Source organism: Enterococcus sp. AZ067 (assembly GCF_051715005.1).
In the GTDB taxonomy this organism is placed as follows: domain Bacteria; phylum Bacillota; class Bacilli; order Lactobacillales; family Enterococcaceae; genus Enterococcus_D; species Enterococcus_D casseliflavus.
Genome location: NZ_JBIOSY010000001.1, coordinates 600,513 through 624,029 on the forward strand (window position 1 = coordinate 600,513; position 23,517 = coordinate 624,029).

The 23,517-nt window shown below is 41.0% G+C and carries 23 protein-coding genes; 16 read left to right on the forward strand and 7 right to left on the reverse strand.

The features are described 5' to 3' along the window. Positions 1-298: 298 nt before the first annotated feature. On the reverse strand, positions 299-1,723 hold the full coding sequence (locus IGI82_RS02830) for a glycoside hydrolase family 1 protein (protein ID WP_375806696.1): 1,425 nt from the start codon (positions 1,721-1,723) through the stop codon (positions 299-301). A 168-nt stretch (positions 1,724-1,891) separates the two neighbouring features. Between IGI82_RS02830 and IGI82_RS02835 the strand changes: the two genes are divergently transcribed. After that, a complete protein-coding gene (locus tag IGI82_RS02835) occupies positions 1,892-2,605 on the forward strand; it encodes a GntR family transcriptional regulator (protein WP_005227520.1) in 714 nt (237 codons plus the stop codon). Positions 2,606-2,749: 144 nt separating this feature from the next. Next, entirely contained in the window at positions 2,750-4,078 is a 1,329-nt protein-coding gene (locus tag IGI82_RS02840) for a PTS sugar transporter subunit IIC (protein ID WP_005227522.1), read from the forward strand. Positions 4,079-4,268: 190 nt separating this feature from the next. On the opposite strand, the gene IGI82_RS02845 is transcribed toward IGI82_RS02840, so the two are convergent. Next, the gene (locus IGI82_RS02845; protein WP_005227526.1) at positions 4,269-5,021 is read right to left on the reverse strand and encodes a MurR/RpiR family transcriptional regulator; all 753 of its coding nucleotides are present in this window, start codon (positions 5,019-5,021) and stop codon (positions 4,269-4,271) included. A 145-nt stretch (positions 5,022-5,166) separates the two neighbouring features. Here IGI82_RS02845 and IGI82_RS02850 point away from each other — a divergent pair, with 145 nt between their 5' ends. From IGI82_RS02850 to IGI82_RS02885, 8 genes are all read left to right on the forward strand, one after another. Then, on the forward strand, positions 5,167-6,492 hold the full coding sequence (locus tag IGI82_RS02850; protein WP_074536597.1) for a 6-phospho-beta-glucosidase: 1,326 nt from the start codon (positions 5,167-5,169) through the stop codon (positions 6,490-6,492). A 2-nt stretch (positions 6,493-6,494) separates the two neighbouring features. Continuing rightward, positions 6,495-7,220: a glucosamine-6-phosphate deaminase gene (locus IGI82_RS02855; RefSeq protein WP_087626883.1), complete on the forward strand. Its 726-nt coding sequence runs from the start codon at positions 6,495-6,497 to the stop codon at positions 7,218-7,220. A 14-nt stretch (positions 7,221-7,234) separates the two neighbouring features. Next, positions 7,235-8,497, forward strand: a complete 1,263-nt coding sequence (locus tag IGI82_RS02860; RefSeq protein WP_005227532.1) for a PTS sugar transporter subunit IIC — start codon at positions 7,235-7,237, stop codon at positions 8,495-8,497. A 363-nt stretch (positions 8,498-8,860) separates the two neighbouring features. Continuing rightward, positions 8,861-10,900: a BglG family transcription antiterminator gene (locus tag IGI82_RS02865; protein ID WP_074934582.1), complete on the forward strand. Its 2,040-nt coding sequence runs from the start codon at positions 8,861-8,863 to the stop codon at positions 10,898-10,900. After that, positions 10,897-11,178, forward strand: a complete 282-nt coding sequence (locus IGI82_RS02870) for a PTS sugar transporter subunit IIB (RefSeq protein ID WP_005227537.1) — start codon at positions 10,897-10,899, stop codon at positions 11,176-11,178. The genes IGI82_RS02865 and IGI82_RS02870 overlap by 4 nt, the downstream gene beginning before the upstream one ends. A gap of 16 nt (positions 11,179-11,194) precedes the next feature. Further along, the gene (locus IGI82_RS02875) at positions 11,195-12,559 is read left to right on the forward strand and encodes a PTS ascorbate transporter subunit IIC (protein ID WP_005232062.1); all 1,365 of its coding nucleotides are present in this window, start codon (positions 11,195-11,197) and stop codon (positions 12,557-12,559) included. A gap of 22 nt (positions 12,560-12,581) precedes the next feature. After that, the gene (locus tag IGI82_RS02880; protein WP_270290689.1) at positions 12,582-13,439 is read left to right on the forward strand and encodes a transketolase; all 858 of its coding nucleotides are present in this window, start codon (positions 12,582-12,584) and stop codon (positions 13,437-13,439) included. 3 nt (positions 13,440-13,442) lie between these two features. Further along, a complete protein-coding gene (locus IGI82_RS02885) occupies positions 13,443-14,405 on the forward strand; it encodes a transketolase family protein (RefSeq protein WP_375806695.1) in 963 nt (320 codons plus the stop codon). Positions 14,406-14,522: 117 nt separating this feature from the next. Here IGI82_RS02885 and IGI82_RS02890 read toward each other — a convergent pair whose 3' ends face one another. Then, positions 14,523-15,989 (reverse strand): PH domain-containing protein, encoded by a 1,467-nt coding sequence (locus IGI82_RS02890; protein WP_375806694.1) that lies wholly within the window; start codon positions 15,987-15,989, stop codon positions 14,523-14,525. Further along, positions 15,979-16,470, reverse strand: a complete 492-nt coding sequence (locus IGI82_RS02895) for a PH domain-containing protein (protein ID WP_375806693.1) — start codon at positions 16,468-16,470, stop codon at positions 15,979-15,981. The genes IGI82_RS02890 and IGI82_RS02895 overlap by 11 nt, the downstream gene beginning before the upstream one ends. Positions 16,471-16,720: 250 nt before the next feature. On the opposite strand from IGI82_RS02895, the gene IGI82_RS02900 reads away from it, so the two are divergent. From IGI82_RS02900 to IGI82_RS02915, 4 genes are all read left to right on the forward strand, one after another. After that, the gene (locus IGI82_RS02900; protein WP_270290686.1) at positions 16,721-17,440 is read left to right on the forward strand and encodes an ABC transporter ATP-binding protein; all 720 of its coding nucleotides are present in this window, start codon (positions 16,721-16,723) and stop codon (positions 17,438-17,440) included. Next, on the forward strand, positions 17,437-18,177 hold the full coding sequence (locus tag IGI82_RS02905) for an ABC transporter permease (protein ID WP_375806692.1): 741 nt from the start codon (positions 17,437-17,439) through the stop codon (positions 18,175-18,177). Before IGI82_RS02900 ends, IGI82_RS02905 begins: the two co-directional genes overlap by 4 nt. Positions 18,178-18,198: 21 nt before the next feature. After that, entirely contained in the window at positions 18,199-19,032 is an 834-nt protein-coding gene (locus IGI82_RS02910) for a MerR family transcriptional regulator (protein WP_034868784.1), read from the forward strand. A gap of 388 nt (positions 19,033-19,420) precedes the next feature. Continuing rightward, on the forward strand, positions 19,421-20,263 hold the full coding sequence (locus IGI82_RS02915; RefSeq protein ID WP_270290684.1) for a class I SAM-dependent methyltransferase: 843 nt from the start codon (positions 19,421-19,423) through the stop codon (positions 20,261-20,263). A gap of 119 nt (positions 20,264-20,382) precedes the next feature. On the opposite strand, the gene IGI82_RS02920 is transcribed toward IGI82_RS02915, so the two are convergent. The 3 genes from IGI82_RS02920 to IGI82_RS02930 all read right to left on the reverse strand — a co-directional run bounded on the left by IGI82_RS02920 (position 20,383) and on the right by IGI82_RS02930 (position 22,412). After that, positions 20,383-20,844 carry a GNAT family N-acetyltransferase gene (locus IGI82_RS02920; RefSeq protein ID WP_375806691.1) on the reverse strand — a complete coding sequence of 154 codons (462 nt, stop codon included), beginning with the start codon at positions 20,842-20,844 and terminating at the stop codon, positions 20,383-20,385. Between the two features lie 99 nt (positions 20,845-20,943). Next, a complete protein-coding gene (locus tag IGI82_RS02925) occupies positions 20,944-21,453 on the reverse strand; it encodes a helicase (RefSeq protein ID WP_375806805.1) in 510 nt (169 codons plus the stop codon). A gap of 50 nt (positions 21,454-21,503) precedes the next feature. Further along, a complete protein-coding gene (locus IGI82_RS02930; RefSeq protein WP_375806690.1) occupies positions 21,504-22,412 on the reverse strand; it encodes a helix-turn-helix transcriptional regulator in 909 nt (302 codons plus the stop codon). 93 nt (positions 22,413-22,505) lie between these two features. Here IGI82_RS02930 and IGI82_RS02935 point away from each other — a divergent pair, with 93 nt between their 5' ends. Both IGI82_RS02935 and IGI82_RS02940 read left to right on the forward strand, forming a co-directional pair. Continuing rightward, a complete protein-coding gene (locus IGI82_RS02935) occupies positions 22,506-22,934 on the forward strand; it encodes an effector binding domain-containing protein (protein ID WP_325843403.1) in 429 nt (142 codons plus the stop codon). A 15-nt stretch (positions 22,935-22,949) separates the two neighbouring features. Then, entirely contained in the window at positions 22,950-23,462 is a 513-nt protein-coding gene (locus IGI82_RS02940; RefSeq protein WP_005227560.1) for a ClbS/DfsB family four-helix bundle protein, read from the forward strand. Positions 23,463-23,517 lie beyond the last annotated feature (55 nt).

Here is a 23,517-nt window from a genome sequence, read left to right on the forward strand (position 1 = left end):
CATTTTTGAAAAGTGTTCGAACATCTAAAAACGAATGCAATGTTTAAAGAAAAGGGAAGCATTATTATCGAAACTAGCGGCTAATAAGTTCCAGATAAATTCTGGTACATTTATTGCCGTGCTGCTCTTTCGTATCCTAGCCGCAGTGAAAAATAACAAAAAAATAACCGTCGACTTTAGCAAGGAAACGGTTATTTTTTTACTAATAAAACCCTGTCGCCTTCTTAAAAGGTGCGAAAGAGGAGTTGTGGCAACAGGTTTCTTCTATACAGATCACTATTGATCATATTCGTGAATGCTAATCTACCAGTCGCTCGAGATCGTAGGAAAAACCGTTTTGCTTACTTAGTTCCTTGTAAAACAAGCCGCTTTTCTTTATTGTACGTTTCTGTGTGGCTAAATCTAAAGAAACTAAGCCGTAGCGGTTTTTATATGCATTGATCCATGACCAACAATCAATGAATGTCCATAGATGGTATCCTTTTATATTACAGCCATCTTGAATTGCTTTCCATAAATAGGCGAGATGGTCTTGGATAAATTCAATGCGATAGTCATCAATCACCTGTCCATTTTCATCCATGAACCGTTCTTCATTAGCAACACCCATACCGTTTTCTGAGATAAAGGATTCAATATTTCCGTAGTTATTTTTGATGTCCATACATAAATCATACATTCCTTTTTCATAGATTTCCCATCCACGATATTCATTCATTCGACGGCCAGGCATAATATGCGGTTCAAAGAACCATTCTGGTAAGAATGGACTTTCTAGATTAACGGCAGAAGTTCTTGCTTTGACACGGCGTGGTTCATAGTAGTTTAGACCAAGTATCTGTGCGGTATTCTCTTCAATAATTTTTAGGTCTGTGTCATTGAAATCAACGGGTAATTGGTCATATTCCTCCAGTAACGAGACTAGTTTTTCTGGAAATACTCCTTTGACCATGGGATCTAAGAAACTACGAGTATAAAAAAAATCCGCAATTTCTGCTGCTTTTTTATCTGCTGAATTTTGGCTTCTTGGGAAAGTCGGACTCAAATTGAGAATTACTCCGATTTTGCTAGATAGCTGGTATTTTTTAAAAGTTTGAATGGCTTTTGCATGGGCTAATATGGTAAAGAACGCTGCTTGAGCACCACGCTTAAAATCAATGAGATTTGGATAGTGAAAATCTTCTAAATAAGAGCCCAAGATTGGCCCCAAAGGTTCGTTAAAGGTGAACCAATGATAAACTAAGTCGCCAAACGCTAGAAAACAGGTATCAGCAAAATTTACATAAGCATCAACAACTTCACGTGATTCCCATCCCCCTTTATCTTGTAATTTTGCGGGCATATCAAAATGATAGAGATTCGCAAAAACTTTGATATTATTATTTTTCATTTCGGTAAAAAGATCTCGATAATAGGCTATCGCTTTCTCGTTTGGTTTACCAACCCCATCATTTGGAAACATTCGTGCCCATGAGATAGACACACGAAATGAATTGTGCCCCGTTTGTTTCATCAATTGAATATCTTCGTGGTAACGATGGATATGGTCTGTCGTAATACTAGGTCCAATTCGTTTATAAAAACGATGAGGTTCTTCGTGAAACCACCGATCCCATACGGTCTCTGCTTTTCCTGTTTCTCCACGCCCTTCAGATTGTTCTGCTGACCAAGCGGAGCCCCACCAAAAGTCATCTGGAAATGTTAACTGAGTTTGTCTTGACATTATCGTTTCCTCCTGTTCGTTTTTAATAGTGTAACATTGCTTTTGGTATAAATAAATACTTTTTATTAAAAATATATATCTTTTAGTGATGGGTATGTTTTTAGCTGTAAAAAGACAATTTTTTATGTTAAAGTATAAGTAATAGAGATGAGTATGAGGGAGTAAGTTATGAAGAAACAGCCAAAATATATGGAGGTTTATACGGAGGTAAAGAAAAAAATTGCCAATGGAACCTATCAAATCGGCGAAAAATTACCTACAGGCGATGAACTTGCGCATGAGTATCAAACAAGTAAGCTCACTGTGAAGAAAGGTATTGATATGCTAGTATCAGAGGGAGTTTTACGAACACGTAGTGGATTCGGAACGGAAGTTCTACGCAGACCAATTGATAATTCGAAAGTGTTTGGACCAAATGAAGGTCTTTTTGATTTAGTAGGGGAAGAACATGTGACTTCTGAAATCCATACGTTCTCAATTGAGTTGCCATCGAATGAAGTGGCAGAAATTTTAGAAATAAATCAAAAAGAGTATGTCTATAATATTATTAGAAGTCGTTTTATTGATGAACAACCGTATTCTATTGAGCAAACGTTTATGCCACTTTCTGTTATACCGGGGTTAGAACCAAAGCATTTGAAACGTTCTGTATATGGCTACATTACAAATGAGCTTGGTCTAGAGATTAAATCTTCCCATATTTGGATCAAAGGTGATGTGGCAAATGACTTCGATGCGGAAATTCTTTCTGTAAAACCAGGCGAGTTTATGATAGAGGTAGACAAAGTGGTGTCATTGTCATCTGGTGTACCGTTTGAATATTCTCTTTCGAGACATTTATACAAAGATTTTATTTTTGAAGCAGTTTTTGTTGAGAAGTGAAGACCAACGAATTTCGTTGGTCTTTTTTTGACTTTTAAAAAAGATATATAATTTTAAATAAAGATATTTACTTTTTTAAAAAGCTGTTGTATGATCATCCCATAAGCAATCGCTTACAACTAAAAAAGGAGACTGATCGGGATTATGAGTAAAAAAGATGCTATTTTTGAAAAGTTCGGAATAATAGCCACAAGGCTAGGGAACCAGATTCATCTTCGAACACTAAGGGATGCTTTCGCCACTTTTATGCCTTTTATGATGTTGGCGGGATTTGTTACATTGATCAACTATGTTATTTTAGAGCCAACAGGATTTATGGGAAATATCATTGATCCAGCAACATTAACGACGATTCAAGAAATCGGGACTTCCATCAGTAATGGAACGCTAAGTATAACGACGCTATTAGTTGTTGCGGCAGTTTCTTATCATATGTGTGTTAGCAGAAATTATACAAATCATATTGCTGCTGTTCTAGTCGCTATTTCCACGTTTATTGTTCTCACCCCTATGATGACGATGTTTACACCAGAAGGAAGTCAAGAAGCGCTGGAGGTAGGTGGGGTTATTCCTGTCACTCATACTGGCGCGTCAGGAATGTTCGTTGGAATTTTTGTGGGCTTAGCTGCTACGGAACTCTTTATTAAGTTATCAAATAACAAAAAGTTACAAATTCAGTTGTCAGGAAATATCCCACCAGCTGTGTTGAAGTCATTTAACGTCCTTATTCCAATCATGATTACTGTGACTACCTTCGCAATTGGTTCATTTGCTGTCAATCAATTATTCAATATGGATGTTAATTCGTTGATTACTACTCTAATCACTGGACCTTTAAGTAGGGTAACGACAGGTTTACCAGGGTTCCTCTTAATTACCTCAATTGCAAATCTATTTTTCGGGTTTGGAATTCATCAAGCAGTGATATCAGGTTCACTTCTCGATCCGTTCTTAATTCAAAATATGCAAGAGAATATGGCTGCTTATGCGAATAGGGAAGATATTCCACATATCATAAACATGGCATTTAAAGATACGTTTGCTGTTATGGGAGGATCAGGAAATACTATTGCTTTGCTAATTGCTATTTTTATCTTTAGTCGTCGTAAAGACTACAAAGACTTTGCAAAATTATCCGTAACTCCTGCACTATTTAATATCAGTGAACCGATCATTTTTGGTTTACCAATTGTTTTCAATATTAGTTTGATTATTCCATTTGTATTGGCGCCGATTTTTTCCCTAACAGTTGCATATTTTGCCACAGCTGTTGGTTTAATCAATCATGTTGTCGTGCAGATACCTTGGACCACTCCTCCTGTCATATCTGGATTTTTAGCAACTGGTGGCGATTGGCGAGCATCAGTCTTGCAAATTGCGATCATTGCTGTGAGTGTTTTTATCTATTTACCATTTTTACGTATCGATGAAAAAGTTACCTCAACAATAGGGAATGAAGAGGCAAATGATTGAGAAGAGGAAACTTCACAAGATTTTTTGAAGTCTTCTCAAACCAAAGGTAAGAGAAACAAATAAATTGAACAAATCTATATATCAAAAAGAGACCACATAGATACATGTGAGTCTCTTTTTTTTGTGGGAATATCGATCGGTGAACTTGTGAATAGAGGGAAAGAATTACCTGAAGAATTTTTTTATAAATCTATTGAGTTTCCATTCTATTTCTCACGGTTTTCGCTAACTTTTCAATAATGTACATTGCCGGTATCTGTGTTGTAATATCAGCTTCATTAATTTTTTCTAGCGAAATATTATAGGTTATTGCAATATCAGCTAATTTAGAAAGTGTTGAATTAGAGCTGCTGGTAATTCCTATTACTGAGCTTTCTGATAGATTCAAATGATTTAAATATTGAATGATTTCTGTGGTCTCGCCCGAAACGGATAAAGCGACGATACACATTTTTTTTGCTAACTCAGTGGATAGGTAATTAATAGGGTAATTACTAGGATCTTCAATGCGAATCGCCATGTTAAATAGTGACGAGAAATAAAGAGAACCATATTCAGCAACAACATTTGAGGAGCCTACGCCAATAAAAATAATCAGCTCTTTTTCCATCAATAAGTGAACTGCCTCATCAAATTTATCTTCAAAGAATTTGTCTTGTGTCCGTGCTAAAAAATTCAAGAGTTCACTCTCAAAATCAAGTGTTTTTACCTCTTTTTCTTCTTTAAGAGATTCGAGATACGCACTGAGGTAAATTTTAAATTCAGAAAAACCGGTACAGCGAAATTTTTTACAAAAGCGTAGTACGCTGGCAGTACTCGTATGACTTTTCTCAGCTAATTCACGAATACTCATGGAAGCAACTGCATTTACGTCTGAAATTATTGCTTTATATACTTCAATATCCGTTTCATTTAAGTCTGGTTGATAGTCAAGAAACAACATAGTAATCCCCTCCTGTTACAAATTGTAACAGGATTGTAACCGGTGTCAATCTTTTGCTTTTGTAACCGTTTACTTAAAGGCGGTATTTATGGAGATAAAAATAATCTATACTGACCATGTAGTTAAGTTAAAGGAGTGTTTCAGGATGGATAAAGGAATAAAAATTGCAACAATTGGCGGTGGATCAAGTTATACACCAGAATTGATAGAAGGATTTATTAAACGATATGCTGAATTACCGATTTCAGAATTATGGCTTGTGGATATTGAACAAGGAAGAGAGAAATTAGAAATTGTTGGGGAACTTGCTAAACGTATGGTAAAAAAAGCGGAACTTCCAATGAAAATTTATATGACTCTTGATCGTGAAGCGGCATTAAAGGATGCGGACTTCGTTACGACCCAATTTCGTGTAGGTCTTTTGGAAGCGCGAGCGAAAGACGAGAGAATCCCTTTAACATATGACACGATTGGACAAGAAACGAATGGTCCAGGAGGGCTTTTTAAAGGATTACGCACGATTCCCGTTATCTTAGAAATAGTGAAAGACATGGAGCGTCTTTGCCCAGAAGCATGGCTGATCAACTTTACTAATCCAGCTGGCATGGTGACAGAAGCTGTCTTACGCCATAGCAATATGCGTAGAGTAGTAGGTTTGTGTAATGGACCAATTGGAATAGAACGTGGCATTGCAGAAACATTAAAAGTACCCAAAGAAGAATTATATGTTGAATTTACTGGACTAAATCATATGGTTTTTGCGAAAAAGATTTATCATAAAGGGATTGATGTGACCCAAAAAGTACTTACATTGATGACGCAAGATGCTGGTGATGCAGTTGGTCTGAAAAATATTGCTGATTTAGAATGGGAACCAGATTTTTTCCGAACACTTGGCATGATTCCTATCGGCTATTTAAGGTATTACTATCAAACAGCCACTATGTTGTCTGAGCAAAAACAATCAGCAGAAAAAGAAGGAACTCGTGCAGAAGTTGTGCAGAAAATCGAACATGAATTGTTTGAACTTTATAAAGATGAACATCTAGCAATCAAACCACCTCAATTATCAGAACGTGGGGGCGCTTATTATAGTGAAGCAGCATGTAATTTAATTAATTCCATCTATAATGACAAACGTGATATTCAAACGGTCAATACAAGAAATAATGGAGCCATCAGTGATATCGATTGTGATTCAGCGGTTGAAGTAAATTGTTTGATTACAAAACAAGGACCGATCCCTTTGACTACAGGTGAATTACCTATTCCTATCAAAGGGCTAGTTCAACAAATTAAGTCTTTTGAACGTATAGCGGCCCAAGCAGCTGTTACGGGAGACTATAACACTGCTTTATTAGCGATGACGATCAATCCCTTAGTTCCAAGTGATAGGACAGCAAAGCAACTACTTGATGAAATGCTTTTGGCACACAAAGAATATCTGCCGAATTTTTTTAAAGGAGAATGACAATGAATATAAAATACTATGTTGAGGCAAATTACCAGGAAGTCAGTAAGATCTGTTCAAAACTCATTTTAGATGTCTTGAAAGAAAAGCCAAATGGGTTATATTGCTTTGCAGGTGGTGATACACCCGTAGGAACGCTTAACATCATTGCAGAAGCAGCAATCAATAAAGAAATAGATTTATCCCAGGCAAAGTTTATTGAACTAGATGAATGGGTTGGAATCGATCCGAAAAATGAAGGCAGTTGTATATCCTATTTGAAAAGAAACTTATTCAATCGGGTTCCTATTGACCTAAAGCAACTTCACACATTTGATCCTTTAGCCGATGATTTAAATGAGGAATGCAAAAAAGCTGATAAATTTATCGAGGAGAATGGAGGATTAACACTGAGTTTGCTTGGGGTTGGAGTAAATGGTCACTTAGGTTTTAATGAGCCTGGTTCGTCCTTCGAAGATAAAGCTCATATAGTGAACTTAGACGAATCAACCCAAAGTGTTGGGAAAAAATATTTTTCAGACGAGAAAGTTGATCGTACGAAAGGAATTACGTTAGGGATAGGACAATTATTACAATCTGGAACAATGATCGTACAAGCTAGTGGAGCAAAAAAGAAATCTGCGATACAACAATTTCTAAGCGGTACGATTACAAAAGAGTGTCCAGTTACTTCTCTATGGTTGCACAAAGATCCTGTGTTGGTGGTTGATAAGGAAGTCGTGAACTAAAAGGAGGAAAAACGATGCAGGTCATTGAGAACAAGGTATTGCCTATATTGCTGAAAATAGGCAATAGTAAACACTTAGTTGCTATAAGAAATGGGATTTCCATGACGATTCCTTTTACTATTGTTGGAAGTATCTTCCTAATCATTGGTAACTTTCCAATACAGTCATGGATGGATTTTGTGTCAAATTGGGGGCCGCAGTTGAATGCACCAGTCAATGTTACGTTCGGAATCCTTGGACTGATATCTGCAATTGGCATAGGCTATCATTTAGGAAAAGAGTTTGGTGTTGATGCTATTTCTAATTCGATGCTCACAACTATCGGCTTTCTTCTAGCAACATTAAACGATGACTGGACGATAAATTTGGCTAATTTTGGTGCTAGTGGTATGTTTACCGCGATCATTGTTGGGGTATTTGTCACTCATGCTTTTAAATGGTTTGTCACTCATAATATTGTAATAAAAATGCCAGAAGGTGTGCCGCCCACTGTAGCAACTTCTTTTGCAACGTTAATCCCAGGAGCATTTATTCTGACCGTTATATGGATCGTCAGAACTTTATTAGGGGTTGATATCAATGAAATCATTACTATTGTTTTCCAACCTTTAATGCAAGGGATGGGAACACTCCCAGGCATGCTGCTATACACACTTCTCGTTTGTTTGCTATGGATATGTGGAATCCACGGAGACAATGTTTTGTCTGGAATTGCGACCCCTGTTTTCCTAAGTTATCTTGCTGATAATACGGCAGCTTTTCAAAGTGGTGTAGAAGTTCCTCATGTTTTTGCCGATGGATTTTGGATTGTCTTTATGTGTTTAGGCGGAACTGGAGCAACACTAGGTCTAGTGTTAAATATGCTCCATTCCAGAAGTAAGATGTATAAGTCGATTGGACGATTATCATTGCCGTCAGCTATTTTTTGTATCAATGAACCGGTTATTTTTGGTTTGCCTATTGTGATGAATCCTGTAATGCTTATTCCCTTTATAGCAACGCCTATGGTCCTATGTATCGGTACGTATATCCTAATGAATATTGGTATAGTAGGACCGATTGTTATTCAAGTTCCATGGACTATTCCTCCTATTATTGGTCCTTATTTAGCTACTAATGGTAGTATTGGAGCAGCTGTTTGGTCTGTTGTATCAATTGCTATCTCATATTTTATTTATATGCCATTTTTCAAAATATTGGAAAAGCAGCAAGTAAAAAACGAAGCCGCAAAGACACAGGAAACGGAAACAACGATTCCTGTTAGTATAAGTGAGTAGATAGAAAAAGCTTATTTTCCATCATTCATTAAGATAAGTCTTTTAGGTATCAGAAAATAACTTTAAAAAAGTATATTGGAAAAATGACGATTGCTTTTAATGATTCTGATAGTTTCAATAATAAAACAACAAATAGCATCAGTATCTAAGCGAATCAGTAAATGATTCGCTTTTTTTAATGTTGTATTTTTTATCCATTTGTTTCTATCAACAAAACCTTCTCGGATACTATATTGGATGTTATGGTAATCCTTGAAATCACCTCTTCGGTCCATCGTTAAAAAAAAACGAAGTTTCAGTTGTACCGAGAAATGATGGCGATTTCATTTTGTGCAAGCTATAGTTTAGGTGGGGGTAGCAAATATGATTCATTTCAAATTGACGTATCTGTTTTCAGAACCAAATGTTGAGGCGTTTCTTGATTTGACGAAGTGGAGGGATGAGGAATTTTTGGCGGAGATTGCCAAAATCAATCAAATCACTGAACAGCGGTTGAATCAACGAATCATGATTCATGAGGGAGAAGTTTTGATTCCTTCACTGATTCAACGAAAATGGCCGGAAATTCTTTTCGATGTCCAGAAGAATACGTTGTTTTTTTCGGAAGAAGAGCGGCGGTCCATGATTTATCTTCTGACTTTTTCAGCAGTGAAAGATTTATCCGTCTATCAGTTTCAAGAGCTGTTCTATGTCAGTAAAAATACGATTTTGAAGGATGTAAAGGGGATCAGAGAGGAACTTGCAGCTTTCAAGATTCAACTATTGTACTCTCGAAAATATGGCTTTTATCTAGAGGGAGAGGAATATCAGATTCGCGCTCTTGCCTTTCGAAAGGTCAGCACGTTATCCAATACGAAAAACGGGAACTTGCTCTTATTTGAGGGAATCTATGAGCAGGATAAAACGATCTATGTTCAAATCAGAGATCGTTTGTCCGCAACACTGACTGATTTCAATCTGGTGATCGTTCCGAGTCGCTTCGAAGAAATGCTTTATTTTCTTAATTATCTATCCTTTCGGATGGCAGAAACGGCTGTTTCTTTAGCGGAGACAGAAATACCGCTGCTCCAGTCGCTGCATGTCCATCAAGTCAGTCAGCAGTTTTTAGCAGAATTTCCTGACATCAAAGATCGGAAAACAGAAGAACTTTATGTAACGATCCTGTTGAAAACGATTCTGCAAGGAGATATCGAAGATACTTCATTAGAGTTTTTATTGGAATGTGCCAGTAAGATCATTCATGAAATGGAACGGCTGGCAGCTATCGAGTTTGTGGACTATCGCACCCTTTTGATGAACACATTCTATCATCTTGTCCCAGCGTATTTTCGAATCCGCTACGGTTTTCCACTGGAGAATGTACTGATTGAAGAAATCAAGCTGCAATACAATGAGTTGTTTGAACTGACGAGACGAGCACTGGGTTCTTTAGAAGACCTAGTCGGCACGATCCCTGATGAAGAAATCGGTTATTTTACGATTTTGTTTGGTGGAGAAATCAGTAAACAAAAGGCCAAACGTGATTACTTCCAACTGAATGCATTAGTCGTTTGTCCCAGTGGCATCAGTTCATCCTTGATTTTGGAATCAGAATTAAAGGAACTGTTTCCCCAGATCCATTTTTTGCCGGCTCGTTCGATCGAAGAGTACGAAAATGTTCGGTTTAATGAAGAGATTGATCTGATTTTTTCCAGTGCGCCGATCAAAACCAAACGACCCTGTTATGTGATCAATCCGATTATGACACCCATTGAGAAGGATGAACTGGTTAAAAACGTACAAGCGGCATTTTTCCCTTCAAAAACTGGATTGCATTCCATTGACGATGTGTTAGAAGTGATCTTGCCCTATGTTGATTTAAAAGCAGGAATCAGTAAGCAAAAGCTGAGAAAAATTTTGCAAAGAAAAATCAATCGAGAATTGAATAGAAGGGAAGACCAACGTCCGATGTTATCAGATTTATTAACAGCAGAAACCATCCAATTTACCGAGGTGCCGCTGACTTGGCAAGAAGCCATTCGAGCAGCTGCTGCGCCATTAAAAAAGACCAATAAAATTGAGGAGCAGTATATTACCGCCATGATCAATAAAGTGGTGGATCACGGTCCTTTTATCCATATTGGAAAAGGCATCGCTTTGCCTCATGCACGTCCAGAAGATGGGGTCAATGCCATCGGGATGTCGTTATTAAAAGTCAAAGAACCAGTGCTTTTGAATGATGATCCGCAACACCCCATTCACGTGTTTATATGTTTGGCGGCGGTTGACAATGAACTCCATCTAAAAGCGTTAGCGAGTTTAACTAAAATTTTGTCGAATAATGAAAAACTAACTGCGTTACTTTCCGCAACCAATGCGGATCAAATAATTGAAGTGATTAGAGAAGGAGAAGATGAAAAATGAAATTTGCAGCAGTGTGTGGGTCAGGATTAGGATCAAGTTTTATGGTGGAGATGAATATCAATTCTGTTTTAAATGAACTGGGTGTCTCAGGCGTGGAAGTGTCCCATTATGATTTAGGAAGTGCTGCACCCGATATGGCGGATGTTTTCTTCGTTGGCGGCGATTTAGCCGATAGTGCGCAGCATCTAGGTGAGATCGTAGTTTTAGACAGTATTATCGATCTCGATGAATTGAAGCAAAAGGTTCAAGCCGTTTGTCAGGAAAAAGGATTACTATAAAAAGGAGTAGACAGTCATGAACGAATTTTTAGATATTCTTGTTGATATCGCGAGTACCCCAGCGATCTTAGTTGCGCTGATCGCCGTTTTGGGGAATGTGCTGCAGAAAAAAGACATTGCCACGATCGTCAAAGGGGGCATCAAAACCTTTGTTGGGTTTCTCGTGGTCACTGCCGGGGCTGGGGTGATCGAAAGCTCTCTGGCGCCATTTGGGGAGATGTTCCAAGCAGCCTTTAACATGCAAGGGGTCGTACCAAATAACGAAGCGATCGTTGCGCTAGCGTTGACGACTTACGGCACCTATACCGCACTTATTATGTTAGCCGGAATGGCCTTCAATATTTTGATTGCCCGTATCACTCGCTTTAAATACATTTATTTGACTGGGCATGCCACGTTGTATATGGCTTGCATGATTGCGGTGATTTTGAGCGTTACTGGAATGAACACCTTTAATCTAGTTTTATTTGGCGGCTTAGCGTTAGGGATCTGTAACACGATTTTTCCAGCGATCGCACAGCCGTTTACCCGAGAAATTACCAAAAATGATTCCGTCGCATTAGGGCATACGGGAAACTTCGGCTATGCATTGAGCGGGTTGATCGGTAAATACGTCGGCAATAAGGAAAAATCTACCGAAGACATCAATTTTCCGAAAGGCCTGTCTTTCTTGCGGGATTCTACTGTTAGCATCACGATTACGATGGCGGTTGTATACGTGATCGTAGCAATTTTTGCTGGGAGTGAATTTATTACGGAAAATCTTAGCAATGGCACGAACTCGATCATTTATTCGTTGCAGCAAGCAGGTTCGTTTGCCGCTGGTGTCTTTGTGATTTTAGCTGGTGTCCGTCTGATTTTGGCAGAAATCGTACCAGCCTTTAAAGGGATTTCTGAAAAGCTTGTTCCTAATGCGATTCCTGCATTGGATTGTCCAATCGTCTTTCCTTATGCGCCAAATGCTGTTCTGATTGGTTTTCTAACCAGTTTTGTCGGAGGGATCGTTAGTTTGATCATCATGGTCTTCACAGGAACAACCGTTATCATTCCAGGTGTCGTGCCCCATTTCTTCTGCGGCGCAACAGCAGGTGTTTACGGCAATGCAACGGGTGGTGTGCGAGGCGCCGTCATTGGGTCCTTTATTCATGGGATCATTATCAGCTTTATGCCGATCTTGTTGATGCCAGTCATGGGAGATCTTGGGTTCCAAGGATCAACTTTCTCTGATACCGACTATGGGGTTGCAGGGATCTTCCTAGGAAACCTAGCCAATATGGGCGGTCAAATCGCCATCTTCTCAGGGATAATTGCGGTAGTCGCGGTCTTGATCGGATTGACGATTTTCAAGAAAAACAGTCGGGCAAAATCTGTTTCTGAATAAATAGAGGATGGAGGGATAAATAGTGGCAATCAGTGAACAAAAATACCACGAGCTTGAAGAATTAGCGGCAAAGATTCGTTTAGATACCCTTTGCAGCATAAAGAAAATGGGGCAAGGCCATCTGGGCGGTTCCTTTTCAATTGTTGAACTACTGGCCGTTTTGTACGGCAAACAGCTACGGATCAATCCACAAGATCCACAGTGGGCGGACCGTGACCGACTCGTCTTGTCAAAAGGACATGCTGGCGCCGCACTGTATAGTGCATTAGCAAATACGGGCTATTTTGATCGGTCGTGGTTATGGACGATCAATGAGGGCGGCACGAGACTGCCTTCCCATCCGGATCGCTGGAAAACGCCGGGGGTTGATGCCACCACAGGTTCACTGGGGCAGGGAACTTCCATGGCTGCTGGGATCGCGACAGGCCTGCGCTTGGCAGGCAAGGACAGTTTTGTTTATTTGATCGTTGGAGATGGTGAACTAAATGAAGGACAGTGCTGGGAAGCCTTCCAATACATTGCTCACTTTAAACTGAATCACTGTATCGTCATTATTGATGACAACAAAAAACAGCTAGATGGGCCAACCAAAGACATTCTTGATCCTTTTGATATCCAGCAGAAGATGACTGCTTTTGGCTTTTATACAGAAAAAGTTCCAGGGGCAGACATGCAAGCCATTGATGAGGCAATCGAGCGCTGCAAAGCGATCGAAGACCAAGCGGTTTGCATTGTCTTGGACAGCGTGAAAGGACAAGGCGTTCCTTTCTTTGAAGAACTAGATGCCAATCACTCCGTGAAGTTTACCACGGATGAGATCAATCAAGCGGCAGAAGCGGCAATCAAAGAATTGACGATAAAAATCGAAGGAGGACGCTAAGGCATGTTTACATTAAGCAAAACCACTGCTGCTGGTAAAGAGCTGCGAACTTGTGTCGTTGACACATTGGTGGAACTCATGGATGAAAATAACAAGCTAGTTGCGTTAGATGCCGACCTTGGTTCTGCCAGCGGCTGGACAGCGATTGCCAACAAACATCCCCAACGCTTTATCAACATGGGGATCGCGGAAGCCAATATGGTTGGTGTCGCGGCTGGCTTGAGTTTAACTGGTTATACACCTTTTATCCACACCTTTGGGCCATTTGCAACGCGTCGGGTATTCGATCAGCTGTTTATTTCTGGCGGCTATGGCGGCAATACGATCAATATTTACGGTTCTGATCCAGGGTTTGCAGTCGGGCACAACGGCGGCACCCATACGACATGGGAAGATGTGGCTTTGATGCGAATGATTCCCCAATCGATCGTCTGCGATGCAGCGGATGAAGTCCAAATGGCGTGGATCATAAACACCTTTAGCCAATTCTCAGGCATTCATTACGTACGAGGCAATCGGAAAGCGGTTCCGACGATTTATGAAAAAGGCTCGAACTTTGAACTAGGAAAAGGCAATATTTTAAGACCAGGCGATGAACTGTTGTTGATTGCCAGCGGACAATTGGTTTCTGAAACACTGCAAGTGGCAGAAGAATTAGCAGAAAAAGGAATCAGCTGCGAAGTGATCGACATGTTTACCATCAAACCAATCGATAAAGAATTGATCCTCCGCGAAGTTCAGGGGAAACGGCAAGTCATCACCATCGAAAATCATTCTATTACCGGTGGACTAGGAAGTGCCGTCGCCGAAGTGCTTGCTGAAACAGGCAGTGCTGTCCCCTTAAAACGTATTGGTGTCAATGAACGGTTCGGTCAAGTCGGCACACCCGATTTCCTGCAAAAAGAATATGGCTTAGATGCTGCTTCAATAAAGCAGCAAATAGTCGAAGGGAAGGTCAGGGGATAGAAAAAAGAAGCATCAACGAATCAATAGTTGATGCTTCCTTTTCATTCCTTTCAGATCTTGTAAAAAAAGCGTCAAACAGCGCGTCAGTCCTGCTGGTTGACGCTTTTTTTGTGTGAACTAAGACAAAAACCAGCGCCGTAACTTTTCTGCTTCAGTTAATGGAAAGTAGAAAAGCTTACTTTCGGTGAGAGTATCTTCGGTTTTGATGGTTAGCTGTGACTTGCCAAGCCCTTTTTTGTGCTGCCAATGCGTGGTGGTGACAGTGAAATCTTGGATTTTATTTTTCTTCAGATAGGCGGTCACTTTCGTAAGACCGCGAATCGTTTGACACAACAATACGTGGTTATCTAAAAATTGATACCCTTGTATTTTGCCTCGCCAGATGCTTGATAACACGAAGGAGCCAAAGAACACGAAGAAAATCAGCGCTAACCACCAGAAAAAGAAGGCAGAGATTCCTACAGCAAGCAGTCCGATCAGCAGCGGCCAACGGCAGAAGTACCAAAAGTTGGGTCGTGGATTTTTCACTAGAGCGGTTTGTTGAAACGACCACTCGGGTAAAAAGCGGGTCAATGTTTCGGTCAGCTGCGCCTCTTTCAAAATGGGGAACAGATAGACCGTATCGTCGCTTTCTGACGAACTGCCAGCAGCCAGCAATAATTTGACGGAGCTTAGATGAAAGATTCTTCGATAAAGGTTTTGTTCGACACTCAGCCCTTGGATCCTAACGAGGGGAATCGTTTGGTGTCGTTTAGAAAACAAGCCCTGCGTGATCAGCAGCTGTTGTTGGTTCGTTTTCACCGTAAAACCATAATAACGGAAAAGATTTCTGGCGATCGCAAGGAAGAAAAACAAAATCAGTAGCCCGAGTAGAATTGCAGCACCTAATAAAAGGCCAAGTTGCTGCAATTCCGATGCATAGGCAAAGAGATTGGGAATGTTGTCGATCACGTTGTAGCCAATGACTAGAACCAAGGTGAAAACAGAAAAATCAGTGAGAGAAAACAAGAAAATCTCCTTGAATTTCAAAGTGAATGTTTCTAGCGGCGGCTTGGCTGACTTCTCAGCTGAAAACGCAGCATAATCGTCGGTTGGTTCTTCTCTACTAGTTGTTTGGGCAGTCGGCTGTTGTGGTGTCGCAGCCGCCTTTTTTGACGCTTCGATGGAGGCAATGAGAGCCAGCGGCAATGCAGGGAAAAGAATTTCGGCTTCACCACTCGAACTTGCGGCGCTTTCCAACTTCACTTCAGCTAATTTAAATGGACGTAAATAAAAGTAATGATTCTCTTGAATCGTTTGGATGCGTTCAAATGGCAAAATCGTTTGTTTTTGGATAAAGAGTCCTTTGTTGACTAGTACACTCGTTTGATCGATTTGAAAGGTAAAGCGGGCGTAAGACAGTACCGCAAAAAGCAGACAGACCAGTAAAAATAGCAGAATGCCACCCAGAATCATCGGAAAAGAAGGGGCGTCGTTGAATAATTTGAATACAAGCAGAAATGCTAGTACCAGAAAATTTTTGCAATTTTTGAACCAATAAAGACCGATACACAGCAACGGCAGTCGTTGTTTTTCATAGATCATCTTTGACCACCTCGACTAAATTCATGATGGTTTCTCGCAAGCGTTCGGCTTGCGCCACTGGCAAGCCTTCAATGGTGTGGTTGGTGGCAGCCGTATGGATCTGTAAGGAGACTAAAGCGTATTTTCGCAAAAAGATCCCTTGGTCTGTTTCGATGTGCTGGATTCGACGGATCGGAATATACGTGGTGCTGCGAAATAGATAGCCACGTTGAATAGCGATATCCTTTTCTTGGATCTCGTAGCGATGGAATTTGTAACGATAGCTCATCAGCACAAAAGAAAGCAGATGACTGATCAAAGTCAGTGCCAATAGGCTTGACCAAAGGGCGAACACCCAGAAATGAAGCCAGTTTTGCATGGATAAAAACCAAAAAGAAGCAGCGAAAAGTAAACTGAAAATGATCAGTGAAGTAATTGTCCGCAACCGCCAAACAAGGATGATGGTCTGAGGCATTTGTTCATTTAATAAGGGATAATTCAAGGGAAACGTCCTTTCTACATAGAAATAACTGGTTTACCCACAAATATAGTGGAGATAGAAGAAAAAAACAAGCTTAGAAATTAAAAATAGTTAATTGTGATTTAAATAGTGTGGCTCTATCGAACAAAAAGAAAAAGCCGCTTTTAGCTAACCAATGAGTATGGGGTTGTTCGTCATGAAAAAAGGCAAGTAGGCTATTGACTCTCCCTCAAGAGGAGACAGTATGCTTTAGTAGAAAGGGGCGATTGCTATGGAAAAAATGATTGAGGTTGCCGAACTATCTAAGAAAATCAACGGTCGGAAAATTATTGATCAACTTACCTTCACCGTAAAAAAAGGAGAGGTGTTCGGCTTATTAGGACCGAATGGAGCTGGTAAAACGACAACGATTGAAACAATTTTAGGTATCAAAACACCAGAGGAAGGTTCTGTCAAAATTCTCGGATCAGATCCTCAAAAAAAGCGGCGTGAGGTATTTGAAAAAGTGGGGGTACAGCTTCAATCTTCAAGTTATCAGAACAATATTCGCGTCGGAGAATTGTGCAAAGAGATGACGCTCTTGTATCGACAGCCTCAAGACTATCAAGAGCTTTTGCGTTTGTTTCAGCTGGAACCACTCGAATCACAATTCATCGACAAACTTTCTGGTGGGGAAAAACAAAAGCTTTCAATTGTACTCGCGTTGATCCCGAATCCCGAGGTGATTTTTTTGGATGAATTGACAACGGGACTGGATACAAAAGCACGGAGAAGTGTCTGGCAAACGCTCCTCAAACTAAAAGAAGCGCAAATGACGATTCTATTGACGACCCACTATATGGAGGAGGCGGAGATTCTTTGTGATCGGCTATGCATCATCGCTCATGGGCGCAAGGTAGTTGAAGGCAGCACGAAGGAGCTGTTAAAAATAAGCGCTCAGCAAAAACTTGAAGAGGCATATCTTTGGTTTGTAGGGGAGGAGATAGAATGAGCAAAGTAATGAAACTAGCAAAAATTGAAGGAAAGTTAGCGTTGCGAGGAATTGATGGGATCGTCTTTGGCATTGGCATGCCGCTGGTCGTCCTGTTTTTGACGAATATGATCGGTGGAGAGAAAGTGATTGGTGCTACTTCATATACATTTCAAGAGGGCAGTTTTGCTTCGTTGCTGGTGGTGGGGATTTGCGCAACAGCCTTTATGGGGATTCCGTTAACTATCTGTGATTATCGAGACAAAAAGATTTTGAAACACTTTTTTGTTACCCCAGCTTCTCCAGTTCATCTGATTGCGGCTCAAGTGGTAGTAGCTGCAGCGACTGCACTACTCTCAGCGATAGGTGTCGCATTCGTGTCGGTGGTATTTCTCGACTATCAAATGAAAGGCAACTGGATAGTATTGATAGCTAGCTATTTTTTCGTTATGATTGCCATGTATAGCCTAGGACTATTGATTGCTAGTTTGTGTAAAAATATCAAGATTGCCAATCTCGTATGCACAGTGGTTTATTTTCCCATGTTGTTTCTTTCTGGGGCAGTGATTCCCTTTGAGCTCTTTCCAGAAGGTGTGCAAAAAGTCGCTAATGTTCTGCCATTGACACAAGGCGTTAAATTGTTAAAGAGTGTGAGTCTCGATCAACCAATCGGTGACCCTCGATTCATTCTTTTTCTATTGACAGTGGTGACGATCATAGGATTTGGTTTGGCAGTTAAGCTTTTCCGTTGGGAATAACAGGAAACGGAGGAAAGAGTTATGACACAAGAATGTGAAAAAACACCAGATAAGCTGTATCGAATCGGCATGTTTTCTAAAATGAATCAAGTGACGATAAAAACACTGCGTTATTATGATGAGGTGGGGCTGCTTAAGCCCCATTTTATCGATCCAGATAATGGGTATCGCTATTATATCTCTAGTCAGTTGGCACCATTGCATCGGCTATTAGCTTTACGCAGAATGGGGTATAACATCGATGAAATCAAACAAGTGCAAGCAGGAGAAAGCGAAAGGCGAATTCTGCATCGCAAGAGACAGCAACTGATGAGAGAGATCACGGAACGGATGGCGATGCTCACGCAGATCGAAGGGTATTTGCAACAGGAAGAAGCCAATTACCAAATGATCGTGAAACGTTTGCCAGCAGTTATCGTCGCTTCAATGAGAATGGTCGTGCCAAACTTCGATCGGTTGTTTTCTATGATCCCAGAAATGGGGCTGCAGATGGAAACAGCTGGTTGCGTCTGCGCATTGCCCGAATATTGTTTTACTATCTATCATGACAACGAGTACAAAGAAGAAAACATTGATGTGGAAGTTTGCGAAGCGGTCACAGAAATGAAAGATAATCAAGGAAATTTGACCTTCAAGCAGATAGAAGAAGTACCAGAGGCAGTTTGCACGGTCCATAAAGGAGCCTACACTGAGTTTCCGAAAGCCTATGCTGCGGTGATCCAGTTTGCTGAAAATAACGGCTATCGAATCACAGGGCCTTTTCGTGAAAGCTATATTGATGGCATTTGGAATAAAGAAAGTGAAGAGGAATGGCTGACTGAGATCCAGCTTCCTGTTGAAAAAATCAGCAGGTGAAGGGAAGTAAACATTCAGCGTTTTTGCAAAATTTCTCCCCCGTAAGGTGTGAATTTCGGCAAGACCATCGTTTAATCGAGTGTCTACAGTCAATTCCCATTGACAAATCGACTGGCGCCTTCTAAAGTAAAAGCAGAAAAACAAGAGAAAAAGGTGATGACTCCGGCCTATCTGCTGTTATTCCTTCGTTAACAGGGGTAGGACTGGAAAAGAGTAAATAAAATCAATTTCATAGGCAAAAAATTGACTGCTTGCAGTTTTATTTGAAGTGCCTATCATTGATTTTATTTTACTCTTCGCTTTTTGATCTTCATCGCTTGAAGATTGACCGCAGAGTAAAATCTGCGGTCTTTTTTGTTTTTCAATTATTTTGAAAGGGGAAATTAAAATGTACCAAGAACTGAGAAAGGCAATCGAGCGGCCACCGCTCTATAAAAAAATGGCAGGGGCGTTTTGGGATGATGCGTATATTTCCAAGCAAATGTTAAAGGCTCATTTGGATCCTGATTTTGAGGGAGCGAGTAGAAAGGCTGACTTTATCGACGAATCCGTTCGCTGGATCAGTCGCATTGTTCCACCAGAAAAACAGACGCAACTTCTTGATATCGGCTGCGGACCAGGGATCTATGCGGAAAAATTTGCAGCGCTAGGCTATCAAGTGACAGGCGTTGATTACTCCAGAAGGTCCATCGCCTATGCGAGAGATTCTGCGAGTAAGCAGCAATTAAACATTACCTATCTATTTGATAATTATTTGGAGATGGCATTGCCTCAGCAGTTTGACTTTATTACCTTGATTTATTGCGATTATGGTGCCTTAAATCCAGAGGAACGAAAACTGCTGCTAAAAAATGTGCTGGCGCATCTAAAACCGGGTGGCAAATTTTTGTTCGATGTATTTACGATTGCCCAGTTTTTAACGCTTAATGAAGAGCAGACCTGGGAAAGTCACGAATCAGAAGGGTTTTGGCGGGGGGAGCCCCATCTTGTGCTGAATCAACGATGGAAATATCCTGATCACGTCTTGTTGGAGCAAACAATGATTTTAGCAGAAACTGAGCTCACCAATTATTATTTATGGACGACCTATTTTACAAAAGATGCATTGCTGAGGGAAGTTCAGGCTGCAGGCTTTGATATCTGTGAGGTATTTGGCGATGTCAAAGGCAGTCCTTATAGCGAAGAAGGTTCAACAATGGCGATACTACTGAAAAAACCATGCACTCATTGAAAGAGTGGTTTTTATGTAAATAGAAGCAAAAAGAAACGACGATTTTCTGTCGTTTCTTTTTGTTTGGCGCAGGTCTGGTCGATTGATTCCTAGGTACGAATGATGTGGCTCTTTTCGTACTACTCAGCGAAACGTCGAACCATCGTAATATCTGTTTCCAAATAGCCCATTTTTTTGTATAGCTGATACGCAGACTGATTATGGGCAAAAACGTGCAAGCCGATTTCAATGATGCCTTGCTGGATCGCCCACTTTTCTAAAGCCTGTAACACTTTGGTGCCATAGCCTTTTCCTCGCTGGTCTTCCTCGATGATAAAGTCATAGATGAAGGCTTTCTGGGCAGCTGTGTTGACCCAAATCACCCCGATCGGTTCACTAAAATCAGCTGCAAATAAAGAAAACAAGTGATTGTTTTCGGTGGCAGTCCCTTGAGGAAGTAAAGAAGCAAAGCTTTCTTTGGCTAGGGCGAGGGCCTCGTCTTTGGCCCATGTGCCTGCTTGGACTTTGTCATTGGCGTATTCGAAAACTGCATTGGTTAAGTAGGCAGCATAGTCGCTGTCTTTCATTGGGATTAAGTTCATCTATTTCTCCTTTTGTCCTTTTCGGCTCTTCTTAACCTACAGAATGATTGTAGGCAATGAGAAACAAGGACATTTGATATGAAACGGTTTGTTTCCCCTTCAGTTGAGGCGCTCTGGCAGCGGGTCTCGTCGTTTAAACAAAAACAGGTCATCCGGTGCAAACTGGTAGAGTCCATCGCAAGTATAGCCTCGCAACCAGTCAACCCCATCGATGCGGCGAATGTAGAATCCTTTGGGGAAATCGTCGGTTTTCTCCAAAGGCATAGAAGCGATCGTGATTGCAGCAGCTGGCGCTTTTCCTTGGGATTTCAGTCCGGTACTATTTGCCAGTTGACGATAGCCGAGGCGAAAGTGCAAGGCCATTTCCAAGGTACAATCGGTCAATTCATAAGAAAATGCAGCTGCAAAAATCTCCGTCAAAGCCCCACCTTGTGTGAGTCCCAGTTCTTTAAGGTAAACAATCACACAAGTAGCACACTGTTTATCGGCACTGAGGGAGAGGTGGGGATGGCGCAAGAGCTGGTTGGCATACGCGTTTAAGTGAATCTGCTGTTCTTCCAACTGCTGGCAAAGGCGGGCTAGCGAAACCCCGCCATAGTCTACGATCACTTCTTTCAAATCAAACACTCCTTTCAACTAGGGATCCTTTTCTTAAAAAATCAGTTCGCACCCTCGTTCTCAGACAAGTTGGCATAAATCGCAGCAACTTCTTCTTGGTAACGATTCTTTAATCGAGGGGGACTTAAAATGCGTAGGCTTTTCCCAAAGGATAACAAATAGGGCACCACCCAGCTTTCCTCGGGTAAATCAACGGTAACCACAGCAGTGCCTTCCTCCGTCAAAGTAATATCCTGATGATCGAACTCATCATATACCCGATAAAGAACGTCGGCTTGAAAGAATAGACGAGCAGGATAGGTGTCAACAGTCAATTCAATGGCAGAATCAGGCGCAGTGACCGGAAAAAAATGCTGTTCAGTGACGTGGACCTGACTCATGCGGCTGATTTTAAATGTCCGAAAGGCATTCTTTTGCTGGTCGAAGGCTTGCAGATACCAAGCTTGCGAGCGAAAAAGCAGTTTATAAGGCTGGCAGATGCGTTTTTGCAGTCCCTGTTTACTGATATAGTCAAAGGTGATCACGTGGTTTGTTAAAATACTCTTTTTTAATAAATCAAACGTGTCGTTGCCGTTTTCTCGCCGATGCCAAGTGGAAAAATCCACTTCTAGCCAATCAGCATCGGGCTGCTTAAACAAGGATTGCAGTTTTGCCAGCGATTGCCCACTGGTCTGTGGCGTCAGCTGGCGAATCCCTTTCAACGCCAAAAGCAGGTTTTTCCGTTCTTCCTCTGATAATAACACTTTATCCAACACAAAACTGCTTAACAGATAAACGCCGCCATTTCGACCCGTTTCGGTATAGATGGGCACGCCAATACTGCTTAGGGTATTGATATCTCTGGTGATGGTGCGAGTCGAGACTTCAAATTGTTTGGCCAATTCAGAAGTGGTTGCTTTTTCATGATTCAACAGGTGGTAGATAAGGCCGAATAGGCGTGTCGTGCTCACTTGGTTTACTCCTTTTATAAAAAGATGATAAAACACTGACACAAGGTGTCTAGGTTTCTATCGTATCATAAAGACAAAGAAGGAGGAACTCCAATGAAATTTTCGATAATGGCAACGGAAAGAACCAATAATTTTACTGATCCAGCGATTCAAGCAAAAATCACTGGCTTATGGGAGAAAAACAGCGAGGCGGTCAAGAAAGCCGCAGAAAAAGGAATGGTCATCGCTTGCGTTTACCACGAGTATGAGTCAAACTATCAAGGAGACTATGCCGTTTCGCTTTGTTTCGAAGAAACGGAGCAAGCAGACTTTGATACAGAAAAATATACTTGGAAAAAGTATCCGATCGATCGACGCGATGCGCAGGGCATTTTGACTACTTGGCGTCAAATCTGGTCTGAGGAAGAAAACCAGCAGCTGCAGCGCAGGTATTCCTTTGATTTTGAACAGTATGCGCCAGACGGCGAAGTAACGATTTTTATCGCCATTGCTGAAAGCGACAAAGAGCAGCCATTTTCATGAATAGGAGGACAAACAATGAGACAATATGAAAGCAAAGCAGCACTTATCCAAGAGATCACAGAACGTTACCAAAAATTTCGCCAAGAATTTGATGAAATTCCTGAAGCCCTGCGAAATCAACGGATAGCAAGTGTCGACAAGACCCCTTCAGAAAACTTGTCTTACCAAATCGGCTGGGTCAGTTTGTTATTGTCATGGGAAGCACAGGAACAGCAAGGGATGAGCGTTCACACACCTGCTGAAGGGTACAAATGGAACAACCTTGGCGGATTGTATCAATCTTTTTATCAGACATACGGCAGTTTGACCTTAGCACAGCAGCAAGAGCTCTTAGACCAAAAAGTGACGGCCCTTTGCCAGTGGATCGAAGGCTTATCCGATCAGGAATTGTTTGAAGCAGGGCAGCGGGATTGGGCAACCACCAAAGCACAGTGGCCAGTCTATAAATGGATCCATATCAATACAGTAGCACCCTTTACCAATTTCCGAACGAAAATCCGAAAATGGAAAAAGGAAGCACTGCATTGATCAATAAAAGAAGCAAGCTGGTTGAGCGTTTTTTAGCAACTGAGGGAACAGCTAA

Bases quoted from the DNA above. Each gene is read 5' to 3' on its own strand.
- IGI82_RS02860 (WP_005227532.1), top strand. From the start codon at position 7,235: ATGCAGGTCATTGAGAACAAGGTATTGCCTATATTGCTGAAAATAGGC.
- IGI82_RS02915 (WP_270290684.1), top strand. From the start codon at position 19,421: ATGTACCAAGAACTGAGAAAGGCAATCGAGCGGCCACCGCTCTATAAA.
- IGI82_RS02850 (WP_074536597.1), top strand. From the start codon at position 5,167: ATGGATAAAGGAATAAAAATTGCAACAATTGGCGGTGGATCAAGTTAT.
- IGI82_RS02905 (WP_375806692.1), top strand. From the start codon at position 17,437: ATGAGCAAAGTAATGAAACTAGCAAAAATTGAAGGAAAGTTAGCGTTG.
- IGI82_RS02890 (WP_375806694.1), bottom strand. From the start codon at position 15,989: ATGATCTATGAAAAACAACGACTGCCGTTGCTGTGTATCGGTCTTTAT.
- IGI82_RS02870 (WP_005227537.1), top strand. From the start codon at position 10,897: ATGAAATTTGCAGCAGTGTGTGGGTCAGGATTAGGATCAAGTTTTATG.
- IGI82_RS02940 (WP_005227560.1), top strand. From the start codon at position 22,950: ATGAGACAATATGAAAGCAAAGCAGCACTTATCCAAGAGATCACAGAA.
- IGI82_RS02835 (WP_005227520.1), top strand. From the start codon at position 1,892: ATGAAGAAACAGCCAAAATATATGGAGGTTTATACGGAGGTAAAGAAA.
- IGI82_RS02885 (WP_375806695.1), top strand. From the start codon at position 13,443: ATGTTTACATTAAGCAAAACCACTGCTGCTGGTAAAGAGCTGCGAACT.
- IGI82_RS02840 (WP_005227522.1), top strand. From the start codon at position 2,750: ATGAGTAAAAAAGATGCTATTTTTGAAAAGTTCGGAATAATAGCCACA.
- IGI82_RS02865 (WP_074934582.1), top strand. From the start codon at position 8,861: ATGATTCATTTCAAATTGACGTATCTGTTTTCAGAACCAAATGTTGAG.
- IGI82_RS02910 (WP_034868784.1), top strand. From the start codon at position 18,199: ATGACACAAGAATGTGAAAAAACACCAGATAAGCTGTATCGAATCGGC.
- IGI82_RS02935 (WP_325843403.1), top strand. From the start codon at position 22,506: ATGAAATTTTCGATAATGGCAACGGAAAGAACCAATAATTTTACTGAT.
- IGI82_RS02845 (WP_005227526.1), bottom strand. From the start codon at position 5,021: ATGTTGTTTCTTGACTATCAACCAGACTTAAATGAAACGGATATTGAA.
- IGI82_RS02855 (WP_087626883.1), top strand. From the start codon at position 6,495: ATGAATATAAAATACTATGTTGAGGCAAATTACCAGGAAGTCAGTAAG.
- IGI82_RS02875 (WP_005232062.1), top strand. From the start codon at position 11,195: ATGAACGAATTTTTAGATATTCTTGTTGATATCGCGAGTACCCCAGCG.
- IGI82_RS02830 (WP_375806696.1), bottom strand. From the start codon at position 1,723: ATGTCAAGACAAACTCAGTTAACATTTCCAGATGACTTTTGGTGGGGC.
- IGI82_RS02920 (WP_375806691.1), bottom strand. From the start codon at position 20,844: ATGAACTTAATCCCAATGAAAGACAGCGACTATGCTGCCTACTTAACC.
- IGI82_RS02900 (WP_270290686.1), top strand. From the start codon at position 16,721: ATGGAAAAAATGATTGAGGTTGCCGAACTATCTAAGAAAATCAACGGT.